This is a genomic window from Shewanella sp. UCD-FRSSP16_17, from assembly GCF_001675935.1.
GTDB lineage: Bacteria > Pseudomonadota > Gammaproteobacteria > Enterobacterales > Shewanellaceae > Shewanella > Shewanella japonica.
The window spans coordinates 155,448-180,718 of sequence record NZ_LZFV01000047.1; the positions used below are offsets into that span (position 1 = coordinate 155,448).

Sequence of the window (25,271 nt, forward strand, 5' to 3'; positions counted from 1 at the left end):
TCAAACCGTGTATCACATTTTCAGTTTCAAATTTTGAGTGTGAGATGAGTATAACAGGACAAAAATATGCCTAAAATCAGAATCTTATGATTTTTTAGAGATAAATAAAATGATGAGAAATTTAGAAGTGGTGTATCAAACCGTGTACCACATTTTGAATTTTTACTTGATGATTTGAATTAATTTCAGTAAACCGCTTGAAAAATCAAGCGGTTACTAAAATTAATGAGCTAGCCGATAAGCCGGGTCCTGTCGTGGACAGTTATTCATCTAGGCCTGCAATCGCTCGCAGGCTCAAGCGACCTACCCGGTCCCAACGCGAGCAGCGCCATACGGGACCCTATTTGGTCTTGCTTCGGATAGAGTTTACCTTGCAACCAACTGTTACCAGTGGCCCGGTGCGCTCTTACCGCACCCTTTCACCCTTACCAACCTAAGTTGGCGGTCTTCTCTCTGCTGCACTTGTCGTCGGTTTACACCGCCCAGGCGTTACCTGGTATCCTGCTCTGTGAAGCCCGGACTTTCCTCCCCGTTCTTACGAACGCAGCAACTGTCTGGCCAACTCGGCGCGGATTATAGCCTAAGCATAAACAACACACCAACTAAAAATGGCTGTGTTAACCCATTTGATTAACCGCAGCCATTTTTAAGCAAGTTTTATAAAGTAGCTTTCGTTATAAACCGATTTCTAAACCATGCTTATAAAGAGCGTTTTTCTTAATGTCATAAATTTGCCCTGTTAATGCCGCCGCTTTTTTTAAGGGCAATTCTTGGCAAAGGATTTTAAGGGTATTTATGACAGTGGTTGAAAACTCTGACTCGGCTTCTGTGCGATGGCCATGACACATTAATACAATTTCACCGCGCTGCTGATTAGGATCATCTTTGACGTTCTGCAACACATCGGCTGCAGGGCCTGATAAAAATGTTTCGAATGTTTTAGTGACTTCACGTGCCATCACAATTTCACGCTCGCCGCCTAATGCTGCCACAATTGATTCCAAGCTGTGCACAATACGATGCGGTGATTCGTAAAAAATTAATGTACGCGGATCTTCTTTGAGCGCTGCAAGTTTATCTAATCGCCCTTTTTCTTTTGATGGCAGGAAACCTTCAAATGAAAATCGATCTGACGGAAGTCCTGATGCACTTAATGCAGTAATCGCAGCACAAGGACCTGGAAGTGGGATCACATTAAAACCTGCCTCTCGCACTTGTTTAACTAAGTGGTAACCAGGATCGGATATGAGCGGTGTGCCAGCGTCAGAAATTAATGCAACGGCCTCGCCGTTACCTAATTTTTGAATAATCCACTGAGCTCGGTCACGTTCGTTATGGTCATGCAAGGCCGTTTTACGGGTTTCTATGCCAAAGTGACTTAATAGTTTTCCGCTGTGGCGTGTGTCTTCACAGGCGATTAATGAGACATGATTTAATACCTCAATCGCGCGGTTGCTAATATCCCCTAAGTTACCAATAGGAGTGGGAACGATATAAAGTGCGACCGATAGGTCCATAACTACCTCTGTATTGAATCTCATCTGGACTTTCGCCAAGTGAAAGAGCAGGTTAAACTAGAGACAGCATCTTACCAGAGTGAAGCCCTGTGTTAAAAAGACTGATTACAACAAAATTCGTTTTCGCAGCTATTTTATCAAGTGTATTATTTGGCTGTGCGACTCAAACTACTGAAAATAAACAAGCTATTGATAGTTCGTTAGCAACAGTAACGCAAACGGCTAATACCTATTTATCTGAGGCAAGTAATAGTCAGCAGCCTCAAGATCGAGATAGGTATTTGCTTTTAGCAGCTCACGCTTACATTAATGACTCTAATGTAAGTGCTGCTGATAAGCTTTTGACTTCAATGAAGCCCAATTTACAACCTGAACCAACACTTCAGGCTGAGTGGCTTTACTTGTCTGCAAGAGTGGCTGAGCTGACTCGCTCAGATGCTGATGCACTAGCAATATTGAACTATCCTGAACAGTGGCAATTACCGAACTGGCAACGTGTTACTTATCATCAATATAAAGCACGCTTATTTAATCAAACTAAACAACCGATTGATGAATTACGCCAGCTTAGCTCTCTGAGCCTTTATCTTCCTAAAGAGCAAGCCTTTGAAGTCAATGACACCATTTGGCGTACGTTGCAGCCTTTGCATGAAGAAACCATTAAAAGCTTTATGCGAGATGGTAAAAATCCAACCTTCTCGGGTTGGTTACAACTTGCCTATATCGCTAAACATTATGCGGTCGATCCATCCCAGTTAGTGCGTTATTTAGGCCAATGGCAGCAATCTAACCCAAATCACCCTGGGGCGGCAAAATTACCTTCAGATTTAGAAAAAGCGTTGAATGCTCAACCTTATAAACCGCAAAATATTGCAGTGTTACTGCCATTAACCGGGCGCCGCGCCGCAGTTGCCGAACCAATCAGGCAAGGCATACTTGCAAGTTACATGGCCGCTTATGACGATCAAATCGCGCTACACTTTTTTGATACTAACTTAGGGGTTGAACAAGCTTATCAAGAGGCCGTTGCCGCCGGTGCAGAATTTGTGATTGGGCCACTTTTACCCAATGCAGTTGAAGAAATGCAGGCATTAAACGAGCAAGGTTTGATGACGATTCCACAACTGTATTTGAATCAAACAGAAACCTTTACACCGAATAACGACCAATTTTATTTTGCGTTGTCGCCAGCCCAAGAAGCCAGTGATGCCGCACAACGCCTATTTGATGACGGAGTTAGCTTACCTTTATTACTGGTAAGCAACGATTCAACGGGTAAGCGAATGGCTGCAAGCTTCAATGAAAAGTGGTTAGCGCTAACCCAAGAGAACGCCGAAATCCATTACTATGATGGCGGCGATCAAATGAAAGTCACCGTGCAAGAAGCTTTAGGCGTTAAAGATAGCCAAGCTCGTATAGCAAGAATGAAAGAGCTCATTGGTAATACCTTAGAAGCGGATTTTCGTTCGCGTCGTGATATTGATGCCATTTATATGATTTCGGCAGCCAAAGACTTAGTGCTACTTAAGCCCTTCTTAGATGTTAACTTCAGCGTCTTTGCTGATCCTGTTGCCTTGTATACCACCAGCCGAAGTCGGCTCAGTGGTAACTCGACTCAATCAGCACAAGAACTCAATAATTTAATGATCAGCGATATTCCTTGGTTAATGAGCTCAAATGCTGAAACCACTATGGTTAACACATTATGGAGCCAGTGGAATAATGGTCAAAAGCGTTTATATATCATGGGCTATGACTCATTGGATTTGGTTAATCGTTTAGCCCAAATGCGCGCTTTTCCTGGTTATCAGTTTAATGGTCGAAGTGGCGCATTATCTGTCGACAAAGACGGCGTCATAGAACGTAAATTAAGCTGGGGCAAATACCAGCGAGGAAAGCTACGTCCGCTATGATATCGATGAAAAAACAATGACATTCATCAATCCTGGTCAGCATGCAGAAACACAAGCGCGAACTTACCTTGAGCAACAAGGTCTACAGTTTGTGACTCAGAATCAGCGCTATCGTTTTGGCGAAATTGATTTAATTATGCGTGATAACCAATATTGGGTGTTTATTGAAGTGAAATACCGTTCATCTACTCAGTTTGGAGGTGCTTTACATGCTGTATCTACAGCTCAAATATCACGCATTAGAAAAGCTGCTGAACAATATTTACAAACACATAAAATCAATGCGCCATGCCGCTTTGATGTGATTGCCATCAATGGAGCCGATATCCAATGGCTCCAAGGGTGTTTTTAACTTATTAAATTTAGCTATAATGCTGCCAGAATCGAGATTATATGTAAGCAGCATCACATTACCGAGTAAGGATTTATCATGTTAGAGCGTATTAAAGACAGTTTCACCGAATCAATTCAAACTAAAATTGATGCAGCTGAAGCCTTACCAGAGTCGATTGAGAAAGCGGCTGAAATGATGGTTCAATGCTTATTAAGCGGTAATAAAATTTTAGCATGTGGTAACGGTGGTAGTGCTGGCGATGCACAGCATTTTTCTGCGGAATTATTAAACCGCTACGAAATTGAACGTCCTCCTTTACCGGCAATTGCACTAAGTTGTGACACTTCTACCATCACAGCTATCGCTAATGATTATAGCTATGATGAAATTTACTCAAAGCAGATTATGGCATTAGGCCAACCTGGTGATATTTTATTAGCCATTTCAACCAGTGGTAACTCAGGTAACGTCATTAAAGCCATGGAAGCTGCACTTAGCCGTGATATGACGATTGTTGCACTAACAGGTAAAGATGGTGGTGCAATGGCCGGCTTAATGAGTGCTGGTGATGTAGAAGTACGTGTACCATCTAACGTTACTGCTCGTATTCAAGAAGTGCATTTATTAGTCATTCACTGCCTATGTGACAATATCGACCGCACTCTGTTCCCGCAGGACGAGCAAGCATGATAAAAGCAGTTCTTATCATAGCAACATTATTCCTGCTTCAAGGTTGTGCTGGTGTTGTTATGGTTGGTGCTGTCGGTGGAGCCAAGATGGCCAATGATGAGCGTAGTATGTCTACGCAAATCAGTGATACCAATGCCGACTTTGAAATCACAAGTGCATTAGCTAAGCATCAAGATATTCATAAACAAACCAATATTACTGGCGTAGTATTGAACAGTAATGTACTGATGATTGGCCAGTCACCTAACTCTATGTTGCGTGATAAAGCGGTTAAAGTCGTTCAAGAGCTTGAAATTGGCGGTAAGTTACATAATCAAATTCGGATTGGTAACCCAACCTCATTCACAACTCGCAGCAATGACACTTGGATCACCACCAAGGTAAAAACTCGCATGTTAAATGAAAAAACATTAGACATGACGAGAGTAAAAGTGGTCACAGAAAATGGTGAGGTATTTCTATTGGGCATCATTCCCCGAGATCAAGCTGATCTTGCAGTGGAAATCACCCGCAATACTTCTGGTGTAAGGAAAGTGATTAAGGTTTTCGAATATATCGACCCTTAAATATGAATTGACTCTTACAACGACAGAGCACAATAAAATCACCGCAAATACGTTGCGGTGTTTTTTTATCTATAGGGTAAACCCATTCGATTAATATTGGTTAATTTAATACAGATACCGACTTACGTTGCAGCCTACGAATACAGGCAAGTATTAAAGGTAATAGTACTGTCGGTAGTACAATTAAACTGGCCCCCAGCCAACTCATCCCATCGAGCCATTCATCAAACCATAACCAGCCAAATAGCACGCAAAATAGTAACCCTGAGTATTCAGCTACGGCAATATCACTCGCTTTCGCACTACGGTAAGCAACAATACAGCAAAAGTGATACGCCAATAAAAAGCTGTTACTAATCAGCGATAAGCCAATTAATGCCATCGTCACATCCCCAAAGCCGATACAGGCTCCCACCACACACAATGATGGAATACTCAATAAATTATAAAGCAGTAATGTCACTAATGGTGATTCTTGCTTTGGTAGCTTTCTTAATGCAATTTGATTCATTGAAAACGTTACTGCAGCAACGAGAACTAGCAGGCCTGCCCATTCGATATTTGATGGCCGTAACAAAATCAGCACGCCAATAAATCCCAGTAAAGTAATCCACCATTGGGTCAAACTGATCTGCTCTTTAAGCCAAACATAACCTAGTACAGTAATCATAATCGGCGCTGAAAAAAATAATGAACTGACGGTAGCTAATGGCAATGAAACTAAGCCAACCACTAAGGTAATTGACGTTATAACCCCTAAGTGAGAACGCACTAACTGTAATGTAAAGTGGCCTGTAACAGGCTTTCTCGCCATGAACCATATTGGCAATAACATCAATACGCTGCCGCATTGTCGTAATAATAAAAAGGTAATGATATCTGCATTATCTGGTAACCACTTGATGGATACGTCATATAACGCGCTAAAGATATTGCCAAGCACCAGTATGATTAGTGCAAAAATGACTGGAGACTTCATCGTCACCTCACCGCTTCTAAAAACGGCATAATAACTAGACCTTTACATGATTAAAAATGATGAATACTAAACAATAATGAATTAAAGTAATAAATAAGATTCAATTTTCTAGCTATGTAAATGAGAAAACTACCACCATTACGTTCATTGCAAGTGTTTGAATCAGCAGCTCGATTACAACACTTTTCCCGTGCAGCAGAAGAGCTTTGCATCAGTCAAAGTGCGGTATCTCATCAAATTAAACAGTTAGAATCTTATTATGGTGAGCAATTATTCTTACGCAGTACAAGGCAATTACAACTAACAGACAAAGGAGCCCAATTATCACTACAATTGGAAAGTACCTTTAATGCTCTTGAAGAGGTCAGCTTACAAATTACAGGTGACGGTAACCAGCAGTTAAGATTAGCCGTTTACAGCTCGTTTGCCATTAAGTGGCTTATTCCTAGACTGAGTGAGTTCCGTCAGCAGCACCCGCATATTCAGATCCGTTTGGATATGATCACCAGCGACCCACAACTCAGTGATAATGTCGCCGATATGTTTATTACTGGGCAATCAAATCAAAATGGCTATATGCACCTTACCTTGCATAAAGAGCGATTAATTGCTGTAGCCAGTCCTGATTACCTGCAACAATGGCTAAATAAACCCAATGCATCACCTCAAGAGTTAATCGCCGCTTTACCTTCAGCAACCTTACTCACCGTCGATGAAGGAGAATTAGGCATTGATTGGCAGCGCTGGCATACCGTCAATAAAGTCGACGACAGCGACAAAAAACAACAACATATTTTTAGCCACGTTTTGATGGCCATTGAAGCTGCGATTGCTCATCAAGGAATCGCACTTGCCTCTGACTTTATGGTTAAAGGAGATATTGCTGCAGGAAGGCTTGTTGCATTGGATTTACCAGACATTTTAACGGGTTTTAATTTTAACTTTAGCTGTAAACAACGCAGACAACACGAACCAGCTTTAGCAAGCTTTATTCAATGGCTAAAAAGGCAATCTCACGCTGGTGACTAACCAATAAAAAAGCCAGCWTWAAGCTGGCTTTTTTATTAATCGATTGCACGTTAAACAATCATTCCGATTTTTTCGTAAACTTTTTTGATTGTTTCTTCAGCTCGAGCCTGCGCTTTTTCAGCTCCCGCTTTAAAGACTGCATTTAGGTAGTCTTCATCCGCTCTGATTTCACGAAAACGTGCTTGAATAGGTTCTAGCATAGCAACAACAGCTTCACCTGTTGCAACTTTCAAGTGACCATACATTTTGTCTTCAAAGTCTTTCTCAATTGACTCGATTGACTGACCGTTACAACCTGACATCAAGCTCAATAAGTTTGATACACCTGGCTTTTCTTCAACGTCAAAACGAACAACAGGCGGCTCTTCACTGTCTGTCATCGCTTTTTTCACTTTCTTCATAATCGCTTTAGGATCATCAAGTAAACCAATCACGTTATTACGGTTTTCGTCTGACTTAGACATTTTTTTCGTTGGCTCTTGCAGCGACATGACACGAGCGCCGGTTTCAGGAATAAATGGCTCAGGCACAACAAATGTGTCGCCATAAGCATTATTGAAACGCGTTGCAATATCACGTGTTAGCTCTAAATGTTGCTTTTGATCTTGGCCTACAGGCACTTCATTTGCTTGATAGAGCAAGATATCTGCCGCCATTAATACTGGGTAGTCAAACAAACCAACATTAATGTTATTAGCATGCTTTTGCGATTTATCTTTAAACTGTGTCATGCGATTAAGCTCACCCATTTGGGTGTAACAGTTTAATGCCCAGCTCAACTGCGTATGTTGTGGTACTTGAGATTGTAAAAAGACGGTACTTTTTTCAGGGTCGATACCACAAGCGAGATAAATGGCTAGTGTGTCTAAGCATGCCGCTCGTAACTTTTCAGGATCTTGGCGAACGGTAATCGCATGTAAATCAACAACACAATAAATACAATCGTGGCTGTCTTGCATACCAACCCATTGACGTAGCGCGCCCATGTAATTACCAATACTTAGCTCGCCTGATGGTTGAGCGCCACTAAACACGATAGGTTTTGCAGTCATTTGTTTTATTGCTCCATTGATTTAGCTGTAAATTCTGCCGAATTAGTTAATAAGGCTAAAATTTCATTGAATTGTTCGCATACCGCAGTGGGTCCGCTCAGACCAATATCTTCACCGTAGTTGTACCCATAGGTCAAGCCTATTGAGGTTACGCCTGCGGCTTTCGCTGCTAATATGTCATTTTTTGAATCCCCTACCATCAACAGCTGTTGTGGTTCGAGCTGCCATTTGTGCAAAATATGCGTTAAAGGCAAAGGATCGGGTTTCATTTTATCCAGCGAGTCGCCACCTAACACCAGACCAAATAAGTCGGCTATACCAAATGCTTCTAACAACGGGATAGTAAACCGATAAGGTTTATTTGTCACAATCGCCAGTGGGTAGCCTGCAGCATTAAGTTTGCTGAGCACGGTTAATACTCCAGCATATAACTTACTGTGTTTTTGTAGGTGTAATTCGTAATGCTTCATAAAAATAGGCATGACATTTTCAAGTTGTACACCTATGTCACACCCTTTTTGTTGCTCAGCATTGAGTAACGCACGCTGCATTAATACTTGAGCACCATTGCCAACCCAGTTTCTCACTTGCTGCTCGGTGCAACTTGGCAATGCTAACTCAGCAAGTGTCGCTTGGGTCGCGGCGGCTAAATCGGGCACACTATCAATTAGCGTGCCGTCTAAGTCAAACGCAATGGCTTTTATGCTAGAAAAATCAGCCATACTACGCGTCTACTTTTGCAAGCTCGGTACGCATTTCATCAACCACGGCTTTATAATCAGGCTGATTAAAAATAGCAGAACCTGCGACAAACATATCTGCACCTGCCGCTGCAATTTCGGCAATATTATCCACTTTTACGCCACCGTCCACTTCAAGACGAATATCAAATCCACTGGCATCAATTTTTTCGCGAACTTGTTTAAGTTTATCTAACGTAGACGGGATAAATGATTGACCGCCAAAGCCAGGGTTGACTGACATAAGCAGAATCACATCTAATTTATCCATTACATGGTCAAGATAATGTAATGGCGTCCCAGGGTTAAATACTAAGCCAGCCTTACAGCCTGATTCTTTAATTAATTGCAAACTACGATCAAGATGTTCCGTCGCTTCAGGATGAAAAGTAATAATTGAAGCACCTGCTTTAGCAAAATCTGGAATGATACGATCTACAGGCTTAACCATTAAGTGCACATCAATATCAGCGGTAATGCCATAATCACGAAGCGCCTGACATACCATAGGACCGATTGTTAAATTTGGTACATAGTGGTTATCCATTACATCAAAATGAACAACGTCAGCACCGGCATCTAAAACGGCTTTAACATCATCACCTAAACGGGCGAAATCGGCAGATAAAATAGATGGGGCAATCAAAAATGGACGCATAGTCTTCTCGAAGCAATTAAAAGTGACCGTATTTTACCCCCTGAAGCTTATTCGCTCTAGTCGCAAAGCGTAATAAAAGGTTGTTATTGTCAATAAACGTAAATTTTCATAATCTGTAAGTATTAAATTGATCCAGATCACACGAGAGTGATGTTCATTAACTATACAAATTTGCTATAATGCGACCTACGTCACTGTGTTTTTCGCGATGTTATAGTTATGAAGCGACTACCAAGTCAGTTGCTAAGTCTCTATTAGAACGTCACTAAACATTTTTTATTGTGTTAATTCTGAAAGTATAAGACAAGGATAGCCCTTATGATGTGCAGTCAGTCAAAAATGAGCACCCACCAAACAGGTAAGGTGACGCTAAAACCTGTAGTAAGCTTATTTTCAACCAGCGCATTAATGTTAGTTGCCTATTTTGTCATGTCAGATAACAGCAATCCATTGCTAGCAGACAACTGTGCTTGTACAGAAAACGTTACCTACAATTCCAGCCTACCTAGCAGCCACCCTAATAATCGTTGTGCTGTCGAGTCTGACAATGTGAGTTGGGGAGATTGGGTTACCGGTAAGAGTCGCTCAAGTCAGTTTCATTTTTTAGATTTACTCGAGTTACTGCACAACAGCGACAAGAGTAAACCGATTAGCGACATGCCCACTAATAATCCGAATAGCATTTAATGTCTTTTTGGCGGGTATTTTCGAGTACTGTCGCAGCCTTCTTTGGAGTGCAGACAGAAGATAATCGCCAGCGAGACTTTCAACAAAGTAATTCACCATTACCTTTTATTTTTATGGGAATTGCTCTGGCGATCATTATGATTCTATCTTTGATTTTTATCGTGAACCAAGTATTAGCGTAACCCTGTTCCAATTACCCTTCATGTCCTTTCTATAGCAATACCATTCCCATGCTATTCATGAATCAATAGCAGAACAATTAATATAATACTTAATCAATCACTTCTTGGTAGTGGTGATCATACAAGGCCATAATTTCATCCACTTTCTTTCTGCCATTGCCCTTTTGGCTTATATTACGCTGCACCGCAATAGAGGCCAGTTTGGCACCGCGGTATAATTCGCGTGTTAGCGGAATATCATGGTTACTGATTAAAACAGGAATGTCTCTTTCAAGTGCGGTATGACGCGACTCTCTTGCAAGTAAGGCTTGATCATCTAAGCTGAAACCTGGCCCTGCGTATGTAGTAAAGCTTGCCGTTGTTGATAATGGCGCATAAGGAGGGTCACAATAAATCACGTCCCCAACAGTCGACATCTCAAAAGCTTTTTCATAACTTACACAATGAAAACTCGCTTTTTGCGCCTTCATTGAAAAATGTCTAAGCTCATCTTCTGGAAAGTATGGTTTTTTATATGAACCAAAAGGCACATTAAAGCCGCCTTTGCGGTTATAACGACATAAGCCATTAAAACCATGGCGATTCATATACAAAAAATATACTGAACGCTTGAAGGGATCGTTTGTTTGATTGAATTCAGTGCGAATACGGTAATATTGTTCTTTTACATTCATCTCTGGCACAAACATCGCTTTAGCTGCTGCGATATAAGTATCAGGATCATCTTTGACAATATTGTATAAATTAATCAAGTCTTGGTTTATGTCGCAGAGTAAATACTCATCATAATCAGTATTAAGAAATACTGATCCAGCACCGACGAAAGGTTCGACTAATCTATTACCTTGAGGTAAGTGTTTTGCAAGCTCGTCAACGAGTTTAAATTTTCCACCCGCCCACTTAAGAAAGGCTCTATGCTTTTTAGTCATGAATACCGTTTGCTAGCAAAATTAAAGCAGATGATTGTACTCTTTTTATTGGTAATAATCATCGTTTGAATTATCGAATCTAATGGCTTTTTAAGCGGTTAATCTATTTTGAGTTCATATCCAGTCAAATCACTCCATTTGCGCACCCAGGGCGCGGATAAACCTAGTGACTGTTGTAATTCATCAGCTTGCTGCTGTGCCTGACTTACTGTGTCATATTGCCCAAATAACACAATATGGCGCTGTTTATAACGAGCTTGTTGGGCATAAGCTGAGTCTGTTTGAATCCGTTCTAGTTTAGATAATATTTGAGTGAGTGACTTAGCCTCTCGGACACTGGCAATTTGCAATGTATAACCAGGTTTATCTAACAGTGATAAACTCGCCGTATTATCATTGTTAGATAAACCTTCAGCGACTAACTTGTCGCTCTCGACAATCAGCTTTCCTTCTGACACTTCAGATAGCTGCACATCTTGATTTATGTCTTGAGATCCTGCTTCAGGTGATTGATGAGTCATTGGGTCAGCGGCTAATTCATCTTCACTTATTTCAACGTTTTGCTCATCTTCTGTCTGTGAGATGTTGCTTTTTACATTGTGCTTATCAGTCATCTTACTGTTATTACCTGCACTGTTTCGCAGCATAATATCCACAAAATTGAATTCGGTAAGAGTAGGCTTGAGCACTTCTAGCCTTAGACCAGTCTCAGCCTGATTCAAGCCAGCCGTGTCGTTAATGACTGGTTGCAGTAATAATTCAGCGTAATTATAAATAGCCCACTGCGCAGGCGTTTCTGGTGGCAAATAAATGTTATTAAACTGTACGTTATCTGCTGGCACTTCTGCAGTTTCTTTAAGCATAAACCAGCTTGCTAAAACAAGAGTTAATAACAACACAACAGACCCCATGACCCAAGGCAAAAATTTAGGCCACTTTTTGACGTCTTCAGGTTGGTCCTCTAGTGCTTTATTCAATAAATTGATCACTTCAGTAGGCGTGCCAGATTGTTTTTCAATTTGAGCTTGAATAATTTCACGCGGAATAAACGGGGTTTTATTACTTCTCACCAAAAGTGTGCGATATAAGCCTTCTCGCTCAGCCAAGGATAAAGGCTCTAACTCAACATGTAGCAGCAAAGCTTGCATTGAGTCTGTGAGCTCGTGAGTCAGTTCGGCAAGTGAATCAGTTCCGATGGTAAACGTCATCGAAATGGGCTTACCCGCACATTGCAACTGAGTCAAAATCAAGCACTCAGCCCAAAGCTCTTTTGGCATGTATTGCGCATCATCAATAATGATGTGTAAAGGCTTAGTTAAGCTAGATTGTATTCGAAGTAACGTATCAGCCAATGGAAGCGCATCATCAAAGATAGGAGATGAAATGAGTTGAACAAGGATTTTACGTCGAATTTCTGCGCTATCTGCATGCATTGGGCAGATTACGAGTGCAGAATTATAACTATCCAGTTCACTTGCAAGGGCTGTAACTAAGGTTGTTTTGCCAGCTCCTTTAGCACCGGACAAGAGTACCAATTGCTCGCTGTAGCTAGCAATGTGCTGTAATCGCTGTACTAGAGATTCTTGAGAAGGTAACAATAGCGTTTGTTGAATGTCCACAAGCCCACCATTAGACTCACACGTTACTTAGACTTGGCTAATCACTTCTGCCAATAATGAAGTTTCAACATCTGAAAAAACGTCAGCGGAGCCAATTGACGTGGGTAACACTAACCTAATTTGACCAGCAAGGACTTTTTTATCTCGCTGCATATGCGCAATGAATTGATCAAATGTCATTGAGTCTGGTGATGCAACTGGCAAATCAAACGCTTGCAGTAAAGCAACGACCCTATCGAAATCTTGTTGTGAGATTAAATTGAGTTTTAATGACGTGAGTGACGCCATGACTGTGCCAGCTGATACCGCTTCACCATGAAGCCATACGCCATAACCCATTTCAGCTTCAATGGCATGCCCGAAGGTGTGGCCTAAATTAAGCAAAGCTCGTACGCCACGCTCTGTTTCATCTTGTGCAACCACATCAGCCTTAATTTGGCAGCATCGAGCAATAGCATAAGTTAATGCATCATTATCAAGCCCTTTAAGTGACTCGACATTTTGCTCTAACCAACTAAAAAACTCAGCGTCCCAGATAATGCCATACTTAATCACTTCAGCCATACCTGCTGCAAACTCTTTAGCCGGTAAAGTTGATAAGCAATCGGTATCGATGATTACGGCTTGAGGCTGATAAAATGCCCCAATCATGTTTTTCCCTAACGGATGATTAACTGCTGTTTTGCCACCTACAGAAGAGTCAACTTGCGAAAGCAGTGTGGTTGGCATTTGTATAAACTCAACACCTCGCTGGTAGCAAGATGCAGCAAAGCCAGCCATGTCACCAATGACACCGCCACCTAATGCAACTATGACACAATCGCGGGCATAGTTATTTTCAAGCAAAGCTGAAAATATCAAATCCAGATGTGTGAGATCTTTATATTTCTCACCATCAGGAAGCACAACAACACCCACGTCAGCACAACTCGCCATCGCTTGTTGTGCCGTTGTCAGGTACAAGGGGGCGATAGTGTCATTGGTGACTATGAGTGCTTTTTTACCGGAAAGGTAATCGGAAAGGTAAGCATTTTGCTGCAATAAATTCTGGCCAATAAAAATGGGATAACTTCTTATACCTAATTCAACCTGAACTTGTTGCATAAACCTACCTAAAAACCGAGTTGCTCAATAATTTGATTTGCGACTATTTTAGCGCTTTGCTCATCTGTCTTAACAATCACGTCAGCAATCTCTTCGTATAAAGGATTACGAACATCAGCAAGATTCTCTAGCACTTCGCGCGGGTCATCAACCTGCAAAAGAGGTCGACGCTTATCGCGTTGAGTACGAGCGACTTGCTTATCGATTGTCGTCTCAAGGTATACAACGATACCGCGAGCTGACAAATGATTACGTATGTCTTTACTTTGTACAGATCCGCCGCCAGTAGCAAGGACGATACCTTGCTTTTCCGAAAGGTCAGCGATGACCTGAGCTTCGCGACGACGGAAACCTTCTTCGCCTTCTACGTCAAACACCCAGGCAATATCTGCACCTGTGCGTTGCTCAATCTCATGATCTGAATCGTGGAAATCTAAATGCAGCATTTGGGCCAAATGGCGACCAATTGTGCTTTTGCCTGCGCCCATTGGGCCTACCAGAAAAATATTGCGTTTTTCAGCCATTTTATATACGTCTGAATCTTATATGAAAAGTATGCCTTATCGACTTAAACTCAAGCCGACCTATAATTTAACCTTGCTCTAATGAGACTTGACGGAGGATTATCTCAGTTATGCACCAGTTGTTGCAAGTCATGTTGACGAATTAAGCTGAGTTTCTTAAAAATAAATTCTACTTCTCCTTATTAATCAGAATAACGTTTCCTGAAGTCTAGTGCAGAAGCTTTATTTTTATAGCATGAAATTAATAACTTAATCGAAGTTAACCTAAAGAACAGGCAAAAAAATACCAGCGAGAACGCTGGTATTTTTGATTCGCAATTTTTTACAACTGCTCAGTCACAATCTTAGGTGTAACGAAAATCAGTAACTCTTGACGCTCATTACTATCAGATGTGTTTCTGAACAAGAAGCCAACTAACGGAATATCACCTAGAACCGGCACCTTACTCACACGGCTAATTAAGTTTTGCTGATATATACCACCTAACACAATGGTTTCACCATTATCCACAAGTACTTGAGTGCCGATACGCTGAGTATCAATAGACACTGCTTCACCTGTACCAGTTTGAACTGTTTCACCACGGGTATCTTGGGTTATTTCTAAATCAAGAATCACACGATCATCCGGCGTAATTTGCGGTGTAACCTTTAAAGAAAGAACCGCTTTCTTAAATGAAACAGTTGTTGCACCACTTGATGCAGACTCAACATAAGGAATTTCTACACCTTGCTCAATATAAGCAGACTTTTGATTAGAGGTGGTAATGCGCGGGCTGGCAATAATCTCACCTTTATTCTCTTGCTCAAGTGCACTTAACTCTAAATCAAGTACGGTACCATCGGCCATTTTAGCGACACTAAATGCAATACTCGCAGCGTTAGTTGCCGAAGAAGGCAAATTAACATTTAAGCGATCACTTAATGCAGGTACAACACCAGCAACGATATCATTTGCGCCTTCAAGCGAACCAGAGGTTCCTTTATCGCCTTGTTGATCTGTTATGCCCCAGCGAATACCTAAATCTTCAGATACGTTGTCCTTGACTGTCACCATTCGCGCTTCAATCAACACTTGTTTAATTGGAATATCGAGTATTTCAACTAAGCGATGAATTGTTTCTAACGACTCTGCAGTATCTTTTACAAGCAGTGTATTCGTCCGTTCATCAACAGCAACACTACCCCGAGTTGATAACAAACTAGAATCTGCACTTTTCATTAACTCAGCAATATCTGCAGCTTTAGCATAATTAATTTGAATGTACTCAGAATATAGCGGAGCTAACTCCTTCACTTCTTTTTGATTCTCTAAATCTTGCCTTTCACGTGTAGCCAACTCTTCACTAGGCGCCACCATTAAGATATTACCTTCAATGCGCTTATCAAGCCCTTTAGTTTGCAAAATAAGATCAAGTGCTTGATCCCAAGGTACATCATCTAAACGTAACGTGATATTGCCTTCAACAGTATCACTCGTTACAAGGTTGAAATCATTGTAATCGGCAATAATTTGCAGCACAGTTCTGACTGAAATATTCTGGAAGTTCAATGAAAGTGAGCGTCCATTGTATTTCTTTTCTTCAGCAGCAACGGCAACACGCTCAACTTTATTAATACTAACCTTAAAAACGTTACCTTCTTGCTTATAGTTATAATCGTAGTTGCCATCAACATCGACCATAATGCGTGAAGTTAAATCATCCTTAAAAGTTTCAAAACTTGTCACAGGTGTATTAAAGTCCTGCACATCCATAACATATAACAGCTCATTATTAATTGCTGTGTTATAAAGCTTAACTTCTAATTTTGAGCCAACCTGAGCCACATTTGCCGCAACAGAGCGGTTATTCAAATGAATCAGTAAATCACCACCACCAGTTTTATTGCGTCTAAAGTCAATAGTATCAATACCATTAACAAACGGGTTACTGGCATTATCAGGCCCAGACATTGTGTCATTCACAGTTAAGCGATATGTGTTACCCACAACTTTACCTTGATAAGGCTTAACCTCTGCAAGATCGACAACAATATTTAAAGCGCCATCAACCTGTGTGGTTTTAAGCCCTTCAACACCTACACGATCAATCGTAATGTTCTCTTTTTCAAGGTTTGAAATACTGTCTTCAAAACTTAAAATTATTTGAGCAGGAGAACCTGACAAATCAACTTCAGGCTTATCTAGCGAGGATTCGAATACCAGTTCGAGTTCTAATTGATGATCGACAACAGAATGGTATTTAACATCCATTAACTTATTGGCGGCGAAAGCACTTGGAAGTGCGCCCAACATTAAAACAACACCCAATACCGTTTTAATTAGTGAGACTTTTTTTGTCGATGTTTGCATCGCGGCAGAAGATTTCATTATTCCCTCATCCTTCGCACATTAGTTACCAGATAGTTCTAAGTTGCTTGCTCTTTCAGCCCAGCAACCAGAACCATCTGGAATTAATTCTATTATTTCAATATATTGCGGTGTCACTTTACCTATTTTCCCATGGTAAAGACCGAGATACTCACCGACCCCTAAACGATATACATTGGCATCAGAAGACTCGACCAAAGCCCAAATAGTGTCATCTTCTGTTAATGTACCGCGCATTCTTAAATTGTCTAAAGCATATGTTTCTAAACGACCTTTACGACGCTTTAAGTCAGGCTGTAGACAATTTCTACTTGTATCAACCACTTCTTCTGTAAGCTCGCGTGAAGGTGGTACAAAAGGACTGCGCATTAATTCTGCTTGATAAGCAAAATGTTCAAACTTAGGAGTTTCTTTTAACGGAGGAATACGAGCAATGTGCTGCGCTTTAGTTGTCGTTACAAACAACTCTAAATCACTGCGATCACCAATACAGCCAGTTAACATTAACACCATCATTAATACAGGGAGGAATCTCATTACTTATTCCCCTTATTCTCAGCAGGCAGCTGTGCACCTTCTTTAAATCGATAGGTTTTTGCTAAAATGTCCATCGACAAACTACCGCTATCATCTCGTGTAATAACAAAATCATGTAAGCTAACAATACGAGGTAATTTTGCTACACCACTGACCATATTACCGAGTTGATGATAATCACCCACTACAGCAATTTTAATTGGGAATTCTAAATAGAAGTCACGCTCAATCTCAGTATCCCAATCTAAGCTATTTATTCTTAAACCTGCGTCAGTTGCTACAAATGTAGTGTCGTCTAATAAGCCCGGCATTTCATTTTCAGAAGGCAACATTTTAAGTAACTCAGCAAATTGCGCTTCCATAACAACCAGCTGTTCACGATATAGCTTTAAGTTTGCGGCTAAACGATATTTAGATTGAAAATCTTCTCGTAAAGTTATTTCTTTTCTTTCTTCGTTATTTAAAACGTCAATTGCATCGGAGACAAATAAATAATAACTTGCCCCCATAACACAGATTGACAGAAATACTGCGAAAACAACCTTAACTAAAGCAGGCCAACTACCGATACTTTCAAAATCAATATCATTAAACTGATCTAAGTCTAAATTCATTATTGACCTCCTTCAGTTGCTTCAACTGACTCAACATCAGAAATCGTCACTTTTAATCTAAACTTTTGCAGTTGTCGTAAGTTCTCATTTTGGCTAATAATAGACTGCATACTTGGATCATTTAAGTATTGTGATGTTTTCACCTTACGCATCATATTAGCCACGTTATTATTCGATTCACTGCGGCCTTCAATCCAGAGTAAGCTACCTTTTTTCTCAATACTTGAAAGGTATATTCCTGGCGGAACAATTCGCACTAATTCATCTAAAACATGTGTCGGCAAGTTTCGAGATTGCTGAAGGTTTAATATAATCTTAGTACGTCTTTCAATATCTTTCTTTCGAGCTGTGATTTTTCTTATTTCGGCAATTTGTGCATCTAATAGTGATATTTCATTTTGAAGATAAGCATTTCGTTGGCGTTGATCATCAGTAACAACCTCAATAAAGCTGAGTGTTAAAAATACAGCTAAACAGGTCACTAAAAAAACCAATGCTAATATGCCAATATAATCTCGTTTTTGTTTTTCTCTGGCCTCTTCACGCCAAGGAAGTAAATTTATGTTCGCCATTGAGCGTAACTCCTAAGCGCTAAACCACATGCCACCATATATTTACTAATACTTGGCTTAAGCTGGTTTTTAATATCGTCCTCAGCATGCAAACAACCTTGGAACGGGTCTGCGACAATAGAATGTACACCCAATTCATTAGTTAATAATGCAGTCATGCCTTCAAGTTTTGCGGTACCACCACAGAGCACAATATAATCAACTTTATCTTTACCACTGGCAGTACAATAAATTTGAAGTGTACGTTTAATCTGCTGTAATAATTGTGTTTGAAACGGTGATAACACCTCAAACATATAATTACGCGGTAACTCGCCTGTTATTTTGGCGTTCTCAGCTTCGTCATATGGCATGCCATAAAACGATAAAATAGATTGAGTAAATAACTCACCACCAAACGCTTGCTCACGAATAAAGGTTGTTTCTCCATGCTCAACTACGGCAAATGTCGTCATATTGGCACCGATATCAACCAATACTACAGATTTCTCATTCGCACCTTCGGGTAATTGTGCAAGGATTAATTCTGATGACCGCCCTAGTGCATAAGCTTCAACATCCACCACCTTGGTATCGAGCTCAATCGCATCTAAAGAATCCATACGAGTATCAATATTATCTGTGCGACAAGCACTTAACAGCACATCAACTTTTGTCGGGTCAGTTGTGTTTGCCTGAAGAGTTTCAAAATCGATACTCACTTCATCTAGTGAATAAGGGATAAGGTTATCTGCTTCAATCTCAATTTGTGCTTCCATTTCTTCTTCATTTAATGAAGCGTCCATGTAAATGACTTTGGTCATGACAGCAGAGCCAGAAACCGCGACAGCTGCAGACTTAATACTCTTAGGCAGTCCTCGCTTAATATGTCTTAAAGATTCAATAACAGCTTCTGAATCGCGGATTTCGTGATCGACAACCGCACCTTTACGTAGAGGTGCAGATATATAGTTTTGAATTTTATATCCATCAGCGGTCTTACTTAGCAAAATGGCCTTAATCTCATGAGAACCAATATCGATCCCGACCATTTGCGGAGCTTGACGCTTCCAAAATTTAGAAAGCATATTCCATCATCGCATTTATTTTTTTATATTTTAAAATAGATTAGCACAAAATCAACTCGTTATAAGTATTTGTATTAAATGTTTCTAAATTTTACAACTTGTTTTTTTCTGTTTTCATGTTTTTACTTCACCAAAAACCTTCCCCCTTATATACTAGCGAGCATATTTTTGATTTTTGGAATATTTCGGTGAAGTGGTTTAAACGAATACTTATTGCTATATTTAGCTTAACTTTATTAGGAATCGGCACTATTGTCGCAGCCTATTATTATGTTTTGCCAGATTTACCGGATGTAAATTCCTTAAAAACGGTAAAATTACAAACCCCATTGCGAATATACAGCGATGACGGTTTATTGATTTCTCAATTTGGTGAAAAAAGACGAGTACCCATTGAATACCAAGATGTACCCGAACAATTAATTAATGCAGTTTTAGATACAGAGGATGCTCGTTTCTTTGAACATAAAGGCATTGATCCTATCGGTATTGTGCGTGCTGCTATTATTTTGGTTACCACAGGTAAAAAAAGCCAAGGTGCAAGTACCATCACTCAACAAGTCGCTCGCGGCTTTTTCCTTTCACGTGAAAAAACCTATATTCGTAAAACAAAAGAAATCTTTTTAGCACTCAAAATCGAAAAAGCGCTTTCAAAAGAAGAAATTTTAACTCTTTATCTAAACCGTTCTTTCTTGGGGAATCGTGCCTATGGCGTAGGTGCTGCAGCACAAGTTTATTATGGTAAAGATTTAGAACAACTGAGCCTGCCTGAAATGGCAATGATTGCTGGTTTGCCGCAAGCTCCATCCGCAGCAAATCCGATAAGAAACCCAGAACGTGCCAAAACCCGCCGTAACTGGGTATTAAGCCGGATGCTCGAAAAACGCAATATCACAGAAGCGCAATACCAAGAAGCCATTAATGCCCCGATTACAGCAAGATATCATGGAGCAGAAATTGATCTATATGCACCATATATTTCTGAAATGGCGCGTGAATACATGGTCAATAAATACGGCGAAGAAGAAGCCTATACTAATGGCTATAACGTCTATACCACGATTTCATCTGACTTACAGTTAAAGGCACAAAGCGCGTTACGCGATAATGTTTTTGCTTACGACCAACGTCATGGTTACCGCGGGCCAATTGCCGAATTATGGACAGATGACCCCATGTCCACCAGCGATATTATCACTAACTTAAAAAGCACTTCTTCGGTACAAGGTATTATGCCAGCAGCTGTACTTGCCATTGAAGAGCAACAAGCCACGGTGATGAATGCTAGAGGGGAAGAAATCACCTTAGAATGGAACGGGCTAAAATGGGCTCGTAAATTTATCACCGATCGCCGTCAAGGCACACCGCCCAAGAAAGCTGAAGATATTTTAGCTATTGGCCAGAAAGTGTGGATAAGAAACAACGGCGAATATTGGCAACTTTCTCAAATTCCGCAAGTATCAAGTGCCACAGTATCACTTGAGCCAAGTGATGGCGCAATTCGTACGCTCGTTGGTGGTTTTAGCTTTACCCAAAGCCAATACAACCGTGTGACCCAGGCAAAGCGCCAGCTGGGGTCAAATATCAAACCATTTATATATTCAGCAGCGCTTGAAAAAGACTATACATTGGCAACACTAATTAATAACGCGCCAATTAATAAGCCAGATACTCGACAAGGCACCGCTTGGAGACCTAAAAACTCTCCAGATATCTACGGAGGACCAACGCGTCTTCGTATGGGCTTAGCGCAATCTGTGAACGTCATGTCTGTTCGCGCGATGAGACACATTGGGTTAGATAATACTATCGATAAACTTGTGGAGTTCGGGTTTGATCCTAATGATCTACCTCGAAATGAATCAGTGGCACTCGGCTCTCCTTCTGTAACACCTTTGCAAGTTGTTACTGCGTTTAATGTGTTCACCAACGGTGGTTACTTAGTTGAGCCTTACTTTATCAAGCAAGTCACCGACTCTTATGACAATGTAATTGAAGAAGCCAATCCTCTTTTAGCGTGTACGCCATCAGAAAATGATAATAATGGAACTGATGACAGTCTAAGTGATACAGAATTAACCTCTAATTCAGACGCAAATGACCCATTCGCAGCAATGGCAGCTGAATTTGCTAGCTCACAACAAACTGAAATTAACCAAGCAAATGACACAACCGCTCAATCAAGTGCTATTAGTCAATGTGGCGATGAGAATAGTCGTTATGCACCAAGAATTATCACTGAGCAAACCGCTTTCCTTATCTCTGAAGCATTAAAAAGTGTTATTTGGGGTGGCGGTAATTGGAGTAAAGGCACTGGTTGGAACGGGACGGCATGGCGAGCTTCTCGCCTAATCAAGCGTCATGATATTGCTGGTAAAACAGGAACAACCAATGAATCTCGTGATACCTGGTTTAGTGGGTTTAATCCAACATTAACGTCAACATTTTGGGTCGGTTTTGATGATCACAGCCGCCGTTTAGGTCGTACAAGCTGGGTAGCTGATGGACCTGAAAATCAGATATCAGGTGCAGAAGCTGGCGCCAAGACTGCTGGGCCTGGTTGGAATGATTTTATGAATCAAGCGCTCAAAGGCACAGAAGAAAAGACCACCATTCCGCCTAAAGGCATTATCTCTGCGCGTATTGATTTAGCAACGGGTTTATTAACGCGTAAAACTGATCACACAACTTCTTTTGAGTACTTTGTCGAAGGAACTGAACCGACTGAATATGCGACAGAAGAAACCATTGATGACGATATATTTATTGAAAATCCAACAGATGATTTATTTCAATAAACCCTAAAATGCATCTATAAAATGTGAATGTTAAAAAGCCCTGAGTTAACTTAAACTCAGGGCTTTTTGTTACAGTCAACGATCAAACAATAAAGTAAGTGGCTACTTACCTTGCTTTGCAGCTAATGCTTGTTTAACTTGCGCTAATGATGTGCCACCTAACGCTTCACGCTTTTCTAAACATGACTCAATAGTCAAACACTCATAAACATCATCACTGATAATTGGACTAAATTGCTGTAACTCTGAAATAACCAAGTCTTCTAATGGTGTTTGTTTAGCAATCGCGGCGACGACAACTTCACCGACGACATGATGGGCTTCTCTAAATGGCATACCTTTAGCCACTAGATAATCAGCTAGCTCTGTAGAATTAGCATAACCTTGCTGGGCAGCTGTGAGTGTTCTTTCACGGTTAACTTGTAAACCGCTAAGTACTAATGCGGCCATTTCAAGACAAATTGACCAGCTATCCATCACATCAAATAAGCCTTCTTTGTCTTCCTGCATATCTTTGTTGTACGCCAAAGGTAGTGCTTTCATTGTGGTTAAAATACCCATCAAGCTGCCATAAACACGGCCTGTTTTACCACGGATCAGTTCCAATGCATCTGGGTTCTTCTTTTGTGGCATTAATGATGAACCCGAAGTCACTTCATCATCTAAGTCAATAAAGCCTGCCTCACCACTATTGAAGAAAATCAAATCTTCCGCCATACGGCTTAAGTGCATCATACTAATTGATGCATCACTACAAAGTTCAATCACATGATCACGATCAGATACAGTATCTAGACTGTTTAACGTTGGAGCAGAAAAACCTAAAGACTCGGCAATTGCATGCCTATCCATTGGATAAGCGGTTCCCGCTAATGCACCACAACCCAACGGACAAGTATCTGCACGTTTCAATGCATCTTCAAGGCGACTAATATCACGCTCAAACATTTCAACATAAGCCAAACACCAATGACCAAACAACACGGGTTGTGCTCTTTGTAAATGAGTATAACCAGGCATCACAGCATCAATTTCACGCTCAGCTAAGTCAATGAGGGCGTTCTTTAACTTGCGCAGTAATGTAAGTGATTGCTCACCCTCTTTTTTACACCATAACTTGAGGTCTGTTGCGACTTGATCGTTACGTGAACGACCAGTGTGTAACTTCTTACCTAAATCACCGACTTTTGCAATTAATGACTGCTCAACAAAGCTATGAATATCTTCTGCTCCTGACGCAATGATAGCCTCAGGTTTATCGGCGACTTCAACCAACAATTCATTTAACGCACCATGCAGCTGTTCACATTCTTGTTGCGTTAAAATACCGACAGAAGTAATAGCGCTAGCCCATGCAATTGAGCCCACAATGTCTTCTTCAATTAAGCGATAATCTACTGGTAATGAATCATTAAATAATTTGAATAATGCACTGCTTTCTTGACTGAATCTTCCGCCCCATAACGCCATGTCGATACCCTCTTTTCAATTCTTATCTGTTTACAAAAACGGGGCTTTGCTGCCCCGTTTATTTTTCATATTAATTAACAGGTCTACTTACTATTAAGTGCTCTGATGCGACTTGATAAAGAATAAAGACGGATAAAGCCTTCTGCATCTTTTTGATCATAAACATCATCATCACCAAATGTGGCAAATTCTTCCGAATATAGGCTGTTTGGAGAACGCTTTTTCACGACACTCGCTTGACCTTTGTATAACTTAACGACCACTTCACCATTCACTAATTCCGCTAAAGATTCAGATGCAGCTAAAAGTGAATTACATAAAGGGGTAAACCAACGGCCGTCATACACAAGGTGGGCCATTTGAGCGCCAACTTGCTCTCTCCATTCACGACTAGTTTTATCTAATACCAACTCTTCTATCGCACGAAGACCAGCAAACATCACTGTTCCACCTGGCGTTTCATAACAACCACGAGATTTCATGCCCACTAAACGATTTTCGGTTATATCAATACGACCCACACCGTGTGCCGCCGCTACCTCGTTTAATTGCATTAATGCTGCGTATGGCGATAACGCAACACCGTCAACGTGAGTCACACGACCATTCTCAATATTTAGTGCAACGTATTCTGGCGTATTAGGCGCATCTTCTGGCGCAACAGTCATAGTCCATACTTCTTTACTTGGTTCGTTCCAAGGATCTTCTAACTCACCACCTTCATGTGAAATGTGCCAAGCATTAGCATCACGGCTATAAATTTTAGTTGCAGAAGCTGTTGTCTCAATATTTCTTTCAGCTAAGTAATCAAGCAAATCTTCACGACTTACCATTGACCATTCACGCCACGGCGCTATCACTTTTAAGTCTGGTGCCAGCGCAGCAAAACAACCTTCAAAACGAACTTGGTCATTGCCTTTACCAGTACAGCCATGACATACCGCGTCAGCGCCCACTTTACGAGCAACTTCAACCTGAGCTTTAGCAATAATTGGACGAGCCATTGAAGTACCTAGTAAATAAGTCCCTTCATAGATAGCTCCTGTAGCAATCGTTGGATAAATATAATCAGCCACCAGCTCTTCTTTCAAATCAACGATGTAACATTCAGAAGCGCCTGACTCGATGGCTTTTTCATGTAGGCCTTCAAGCTCTGCATCGCCTTGACCAACGTCGGCACAAAAGGCAACAATTTCACAATTATCATAGGTTTCTTTTAACCAAGGGATAATGGCCGAAGTGTCCAATCCACCTGAATACGCTAATACGACTTTTTTAATACTTGGTTGCTGTTCAATAGACATCTTTAATATTTCCTA

At 40.8% G+C, this 25,271-nt stretch carries 24 protein-coding genes and 1 other RNA gene; 8 read left to right on the top strand and 17 right to left on the bottom strand.

All coding sequences use genetic code 11. The annotated features are described in order from the left end of the window. Positions 1 to 222: 222 nt before the first annotated feature. Together rnpB and rsmI are read right to left on the bottom strand one after the other, a co-directional pair. Positions 223 to 566, bottom strand: an RNA gene (rnpB, locus tag A9267_RS19525) — RNase P RNA component class A. A gap of 108 nt (positions 567 to 674) precedes the next feature. Further along, entirely contained in the window at positions 675 to 1,517 is an 843-nt protein-coding gene (gene rsmI, locus A9267_RS19530; protein ID WP_065110428.1) for a 16S rRNA (cytidine(1402)-2'-O)-methyltransferase, read from the bottom strand. A gap of 89 nt (positions 1,518 to 1,606) precedes the next feature. On the opposite strand from rsmI, the gene A9267_RS19535 reads away from it, so the two are divergent. The 4 genes from A9267_RS19535 (at position 1,607) to A9267_RS19550 (ending at position 5,020) form a co-directional block, all read left to right on the top strand. After that, positions 1,607 to 3,430 carry a penicillin-binding protein activator gene (locus A9267_RS19535; protein WP_065110429.1) on the top strand — a complete coding sequence of 608 codons (1,824 nt, stop codon included), beginning with the start codon at positions 1,607 to 1,609 and terminating at the stop codon, positions 3,428 to 3,430. A gap of 25 nt (positions 3,431 to 3,455) precedes the next feature. Continuing rightward, complete coding sequence (locus tag A9267_RS19540; RefSeq protein ID WP_156669216.1) at positions 3,456 to 3,782, top strand: YraN family protein; 327 nt, start codon at positions 3,456 to 3,458, stop codon at positions 3,780 to 3,782. A gap of 78 nt (positions 3,783 to 3,860) precedes the next feature. After that, entirely contained in the window at positions 3,861 to 4,454 is a 594-nt protein-coding gene (locus tag A9267_RS19545; protein ID WP_055026216.1) for a phosphoheptose isomerase, read from the top strand. After that, positions 4,451 to 5,020, top strand: a complete 570-nt coding sequence (locus A9267_RS19550; protein WP_055026217.1) for a BON domain-containing protein — start codon at positions 4,451 to 4,453, stop codon at positions 5,018 to 5,020. Before A9267_RS19545 ends, A9267_RS19550 begins: the two co-directional genes overlap by 4 nt. A 100-nt stretch (positions 5,021 to 5,120) precedes the next feature. Here A9267_RS19550 and A9267_RS19555 read toward each other — a convergent pair whose 3' ends face one another. Continuing rightward, positions 5,121 to 5,999 carry a DMT family transporter gene (locus A9267_RS19555; RefSeq protein ID WP_065110431.1) on the bottom strand — a complete coding sequence of 293 codons (879 nt, stop codon included), beginning with the start codon at positions 5,997 to 5,999 and terminating at the stop codon, positions 5,121 to 5,123. 120 nt (positions 6,000 to 6,119) lie between these two features. On the opposite strand from A9267_RS19555, the gene A9267_RS19560 reads away from it, so the two are divergent. After that, positions 6,120 to 7,028, top strand: coding sequence for a LysR substrate-binding domain-containing protein (locus tag A9267_RS19560; RefSeq protein ID WP_065110432.1), 909 nt, complete (start codon positions 6,120 to 6,122; stop codon positions 7,026 to 7,028). A 50-nt stretch (positions 7,029 to 7,078) separates the two neighbouring features. On the opposite strand, the gene trpS is transcribed toward A9267_RS19560, so the two are convergent. From trpS to rpe, 3 genes are read right to left on the bottom strand one after another with little or no spacing between them, the layout of a single operon-like run. Next, complete coding sequence (gene trpS / locus A9267_RS19565; RefSeq protein ID WP_065110433.1) at positions 7,079 to 8,080, bottom strand: tryptophan--tRNA ligase; 1,002 nt, start codon at positions 8,078 to 8,080, stop codon at positions 7,079 to 7,081. A 5-nt stretch (positions 8,081 to 8,085) separates the two neighbouring features. After that, on the bottom strand, positions 8,086 to 8,802 hold the full coding sequence (locus A9267_RS19570) for a phosphoglycolate phosphatase (RefSeq protein WP_055026221.1): 717 nt from the start codon (positions 8,800 to 8,802) through the stop codon (positions 8,086 to 8,088). A 1-nt stretch (position 8,803) separates the two neighbouring features. Next, complete coding sequence (gene rpe, locus A9267_RS19575; protein ID WP_065110434.1) at positions 8,804 to 9,478, bottom strand: ribulose-phosphate 3-epimerase; 675 nt, start codon at positions 9,476 to 9,478, stop codon at positions 8,804 to 8,806. Between the two features lie 318 nt (positions 9,479 to 9,796). On the opposite strand from rpe, the gene A9267_RS19580 reads away from it, so the two are divergent. Together A9267_RS19580 and A9267_RS19585 are read left to right on the top strand one after the other, a co-directional pair. Then, complete coding sequence (locus A9267_RS19580) at positions 9,797 to 10,165, top strand: hypothetical protein (protein WP_055026223.1); 369 nt, start codon at positions 9,797 to 9,799, stop codon at positions 10,163 to 10,165. After that, a complete protein-coding gene (locus A9267_RS19585) occupies positions 10,165 to 10,347 on the top strand; it encodes a DUF2970 domain-containing protein (protein WP_055026224.1) in 183 nt (60 codons plus the stop codon). The genes A9267_RS19580 and A9267_RS19585 overlap by 1 nt, the downstream gene beginning before the upstream one ends. A gap of 89 nt (positions 10,348 to 10,436) precedes the next feature. Here the strand turns inward: A9267_RS19585 and A9267_RS19590 are convergent, their stop codons facing one another. The 9 genes from A9267_RS19590 to A9267_RS19630 all read right to left on the bottom strand — a co-directional run bounded on the left by A9267_RS19590 (position 10,437) and on the right by A9267_RS19630 (position 19,684). Continuing rightward, entirely contained in the window at positions 10,437 to 11,276 is an 840-nt protein-coding gene (locus A9267_RS19590; RefSeq protein ID WP_065110435.1) for a Dam family site-specific DNA-(adenine-N6)-methyltransferase, read from the bottom strand. 98 nt (positions 11,277 to 11,374) lie between these two features. After that, entirely contained in the window at positions 11,375 to 12,895 is a 1,521-nt protein-coding gene (locus tag A9267_RS19595) for an AAA family ATPase (RefSeq protein WP_065110436.1), read from the bottom strand. 27 nt (positions 12,896 to 12,922) lie between these two features. Then, positions 12,923 to 13,999: a 3-dehydroquinate synthase gene (aroB, locus tag A9267_RS19600; RefSeq protein ID WP_065110437.1), complete on the bottom strand. Its 1,077-nt coding sequence runs from the start codon at positions 13,997 to 13,999 to the stop codon at positions 12,923 to 12,925. Between the two features lie 8 nt (positions 14,000 to 14,007). Continuing rightward, positions 14,008 to 14,523 carry a shikimate kinase AroK gene (gene aroK / locus A9267_RS19605; protein WP_055026228.1) on the bottom strand — a complete coding sequence of 172 codons (516 nt, stop codon included), beginning with the start codon at positions 14,521 to 14,523 and terminating at the stop codon, positions 14,008 to 14,010. 322 nt (positions 14,524 to 14,845) lie between these two features. Then, positions 14,846 to 16,894 (bottom strand): type IV pilus secretin PilQ, encoded by a 2,049-nt coding sequence (locus A9267_RS19610; RefSeq protein ID WP_065110438.1) that lies wholly within the window; start codon positions 16,892 to 16,894, stop codon positions 14,846 to 14,848. Positions 16,895 to 16,915: 21 nt separating this feature from the next. Further along, complete coding sequence (locus A9267_RS19615; protein WP_055026230.1) at positions 16,916 to 17,431, bottom strand: pilus assembly protein PilP; 516 nt, start codon at positions 17,429 to 17,431, stop codon at positions 16,916 to 16,918. Then, on the bottom strand, positions 17,431 to 18,045 hold the full coding sequence (locus A9267_RS19620) for a type 4a pilus biogenesis protein PilO (RefSeq protein ID WP_065110439.1): 615 nt from the start codon (positions 18,043 to 18,045) through the stop codon (positions 17,431 to 17,433). The genes A9267_RS19615 and A9267_RS19620 overlap by 1 nt, the downstream gene beginning before the upstream one ends. After that, positions 18,045 to 18,617 (bottom strand): PilN domain-containing protein, encoded by a 573-nt coding sequence (locus A9267_RS19625; protein WP_055026232.1) that lies wholly within the window; start codon positions 18,615 to 18,617, stop codon positions 18,045 to 18,047. Before A9267_RS19625 ends, A9267_RS19620 begins: the two co-directional genes overlap by 1 nt. Beyond that, on the bottom strand, positions 18,605 to 19,684 hold the full coding sequence (locus tag A9267_RS19630; RefSeq protein ID WP_055026233.1) for a pilus assembly protein PilM: 1,080 nt from the start codon (positions 19,682 to 19,684) through the stop codon (positions 18,605 to 18,607). The genes A9267_RS19625 and A9267_RS19630 overlap by 13 nt, the downstream gene beginning before the upstream one ends. A gap of 188 nt (positions 19,685 to 19,872) precedes the next feature. Between A9267_RS19630 and A9267_RS19635 the strand changes: the two genes are divergently transcribed. Further along, positions 19,873 to 22,482, top strand: coding sequence for a penicillin-binding protein 1A (locus tag A9267_RS19635; protein WP_065110440.1), 2,610 nt, complete (start codon positions 19,873 to 19,875; stop codon positions 22,480 to 22,482). Between the two features lie 102 nt (positions 22,483 to 22,584). Here the strand turns inward: A9267_RS19635 and argH are convergent, their stop codons facing one another. Further along, positions 22,585 to 23,952 (bottom strand): argininosuccinate lyase, encoded by a 1,368-nt coding sequence (gene argH / locus A9267_RS19640; RefSeq protein ID WP_065110441.1) that lies wholly within the window; start codon positions 23,950 to 23,952, stop codon positions 22,585 to 22,587. 83 nt (positions 23,953 to 24,035) lie between these two features. Next, entirely contained in the window at positions 24,036 to 25,256 is a 1,221-nt protein-coding gene (locus A9267_RS19645; RefSeq protein WP_065110442.1) for an argininosuccinate synthase, read from the bottom strand. Positions 25,257 to 25,271 lie beyond the last annotated feature (15 nt).

Bases quoted from the DNA above. Each gene is read 5' to 3' on its own strand.
- rsmI (WP_065110428.1), bottom strand. From the start codon at position 1,517: ATGGACCTATCGGTCGCACTTTATATCGTTCCCACTCCTATTGGTAAC.
- A9267_RS19545 (WP_055026216.1), top strand. From the start codon at position 3,861: ATGTTAGAGCGTATTAAAGACAGTTTCACCGAATCAATTCAAACTAAA.
- A9267_RS19550 (WP_055026217.1), top strand. From the start codon at position 4,451: ATGATAAAAGCAGTTCTTATCATAGCAACATTATTCCTGCTTCAAGGT.
- A9267_RS19555 (WP_065110431.1), bottom strand. From the start codon at position 5,999: ATGAAGTCTCCAGTCATTTTTGCACTAATCATACTGGTGCTTGGCAAT.
- A9267_RS19560 (WP_065110432.1), top strand. From the start codon at position 6,120: ATGAGAAAACTACCACCATTACGTTCATTGCAAGTGTTTGAATCAGCA.
- trpS (WP_065110433.1), bottom strand. From the start codon at position 8,080: ATGACTGCAAAACCTATCGTGTTTAGTGGCGCTCAACCATCAGGCGAG.
- A9267_RS19570 (WP_055026221.1), bottom strand. From the start codon at position 8,802: ATGGCTGATTTTTCTAGCATAAAAGCCATTGCGTTTGACTTAGACGGC.
- rpe (WP_065110434.1), bottom strand. From the start codon at position 9,478: ATGCGTCCATTTTTGATTGCCCCATCTATTTTATCTGCCGATTTCGCC.
- A9267_RS19580 (WP_055026223.1), top strand. From the start codon at position 9,797: ATGATGTGCAGTCAGTCAAAAATGAGCACCCACCAAACAGGTAAGGTG.
- A9267_RS19585 (WP_055026224.1), top strand. From the start codon at position 10,165: ATGTCTTTTTGGCGGGTATTTTCGAGTACTGTCGCAGCCTTCTTTGGA.
- A9267_RS19590 (WP_065110435.1), bottom strand. From the start codon at position 11,276: ATGACTAAAAAGCATAGAGCCTTTCTTAAGTGGGCGGGTGGAAAATTT.
- aroB (WP_065110437.1), bottom strand. From the start codon at position 13,999: ATGCAACAAGTTCAGGTTGAATTAGGTATAAGAAGTTATCCCATTTTT.
- aroK (WP_055026228.1), bottom strand. From the start codon at position 14,523: ATGGCTGAAAAACGCAATATTTTTCTGGTAGGCCCAATGGGCGCAGGC.
- A9267_RS19610 (WP_065110438.1), bottom strand. From the start codon at position 16,894: ATGAAATCTTCTGCCGCGATGCAAACATCGACAAAAAAAGTCTCACTA.
- A9267_RS19615 (WP_055026230.1), bottom strand. From the start codon at position 17,431: ATGAGATTCCTCCCTGTATTAATGATGGTGTTAATGTTAACTGGCTGT.
- A9267_RS19620 (WP_065110439.1), bottom strand. From the start codon at position 18,045: ATGAATTTAGACTTAGATCAGTTTAATGATATTGATTTTGAAAGTATC.
- A9267_RS19625 (WP_055026232.1), bottom strand. From the start codon at position 18,617: ATGGCGAACATAAATTTACTTCCTTGGCGTGAAGAGGCCAGAGAAAAA.
- A9267_RS19630 (WP_055026233.1), bottom strand. From the start codon at position 19,684: ATGCTTTCTAAATTTTGGAAGCGTCAAGCTCCGCAAATGGTCGGGATC.
- argH (WP_065110441.1), bottom strand. From the start codon at position 23,952: ATGGCGTTATGGGGCGGAAGATTCAGTCAAGAAAGCAGTGCATTATTC.
- A9267_RS19645 (WP_065110442.1), bottom strand. From the start codon at position 25,256: ATGTCTATTGAACAGCAACCAAGTATTAAAAAAGTCGTATTAGCGTAT.